We start from the raw sequence: 1,901 nt of genomic DNA, 5'->3' as shown, positions 1-1,901 counted from the left end.
ACTTACTTCAGAGGCCGCCCCCTGCACCGCATCGCCCATCCCTCGCGCGAGGTCGGCGTACTGCTGGGAGACGTGCCGGGGCACCCGGCCCGCACGGTTCGCGGCCACCTCCGCATGCTGTGCGCGGCGGCCGGTATTCCCGTCCGGCGGGCCGACGAGGTCCTGGAGTCGGTCGGCCTCGAGAGCCTGCGCGACGAACGCCTCGGCACCCTCTCTCGCGGAATGGACCGACGCCTCGGGATGGCCTGTGCGCTGCTTCCCGACCCGCACACCCTGGTGCTCGACGACCCCGCCGGTGGGCTCGGCGCACGCGAGACCCGCTGGCTCCGGGACACGCTGCGTGCCCATGCCGGCCAGGGAGGCACCGTCCTGTTCAGTACGGCGGATCCCAAGGAGGCCGCGTGTACCGCCGACCACGTCGTCACACTGGAACGGGGCCGAGTCGTCGCCGACCAGGCGGCGTCGGACTTCTCCCGCACGCGCCTGCGTCCCCGCGTCGCCGTCCGCAGCCCACACGCCGTCCGCCTCGCCGCCCTTCTGGCCAAAGAGGCACGCTCGGACCGCCGTTCCGTCGAGGTCGTACGCGAGAGCGGCAACCGCCTCGCGGTGTACGGCAGTACGTGCGCCGACATCGGCGAGACCGCGTTCCGTCACGGCATCCTCGTACATCAACTAGCCGACGAGGTCGGCGACATGGGCCCAGGGGCCGACACGGTGCCCGGCACTCGGGAACAGGACGCCACCGACTCCCGCGGGGCCGGCCCGCACCGGTCTCCCACCGGTGACGACTGCCGGCGGCCCGGTGGGTCGTCCCCGGCTCCGGCCGGCGCCCCTCAGTCGTCGGGCGAAGCGACCCGTCCCCTCCCCGAAGGGGCGCATCTCCGCGCCGACACCCCTCAGCCGTCGGGCGGTGAGGGGCAGGCCGGGGCGGAGCAGCGCCTTGTTGCTGACGGCTCCCCGCCCTCGTCCGGCGACACCCGGACGACCAGCACGCGTCACCGTCCCTTCGGGGGCGATACGCGGCGAGTGACCCGGAAGGCGGCATCCTCGCTTCCGCCCCCCGTCTCCGTCCGCTCCGCGCCCAGCCCGCTGCGCCCACTCCGCTACGAACTCCGCCGTGCGGCCGGCATCAGCACCGGGTTCGTCACCGGCGCCGTCGTCCTCGTCGTATCCGCCGTCACCGCAGTGATCCTGGCGCGCGTCGGGCACACCCCCCAGCCGCGCCTCCTGGCCGCGTGGCCCCGGGAGCTGCCGCTGCCGCCGGCGGCGCTCGGCGCGGGGCTGCTCGGTGCACTCGCCTTCGGCGACGAGTTCCGCCACCCCGCCCTGGCGGCGGACCGCGGCACCGTGCCCCGCCGGATGGGGATGCTGACCGCCAAACTCCTCGTCTCCGCGGCGACCGCACTGCTGCTGGCCGCCCTGACGGTGGGCTGCGACGCCGAAGTGCTCCGTCTGTTCTACGGACAGGAGCTCGCGCGGGCCCCCGCCGACTGGCCCGCACTGAGCGCCGGTTGGCTCGGGCTCGTGGTCGGCTGCGCCTGGTCCGGTGTGCTCGCCGCGGGAGTCTTCCGGTCCACCACGGCCGGTCTCGCCGCGGTGGTGGCTGTTCCCGTCCTCGTCGTACCGCTCGTACAAGAGGTCTGGGAGGGCCCGTCCGTGCGGACCGCCGCCGGCCTCCCGATGCGGGTGCGCGAGGTCCTGCTGACCCAGTGGCCGTTCGGAGGTGAGCGGTACCTGGCCGAGGTCCTGCACATGGTCGTCCAACCCGTGGGTAGCGCCCTGACGTTGTCCCTGACCACTCTGCTCTGCGCATACCTGCTCGTGACCCTGCGCAGCAGGGTCCGATGACGCCCGCCACACCCTTCCGGTCCGACCGTGTGCGCAACTCCCCGGGGAAAGCC

Annotated in this window: 1 protein-coding gene; it reads left to right on the top strand. The window is 73.9% G+C overall.

What is annotated here, in order from left to right; genetic code table 11:
• The coding region (locus tag ABEA26_RS35820) for an ATP-binding cassette domain-containing protein (RefSeq protein ID WP_345598233.1) at window positions 1-1,848 on the top strand (1,848 nt) is incomplete at its 5' end.
• Between the last annotated feature and the right edge of the window lie 53 nt (window positions 1,849-1,901).

The sequence above is a fragment of the Streptomyces marokkonensis genome (genome assembly GCF_039539045.1).
GTDB classification, from domain to species: domain Bacteria; phylum Actinomycetota; class Actinomycetes; order Streptomycetales; family Streptomycetaceae; genus Streptomyces; species Streptomyces marokkonensis.
The sequence above is the reverse complement of the archived record's forward strand: the minus strand, read 5'-3'. Positions and strand labels throughout refer to the sequence as shown.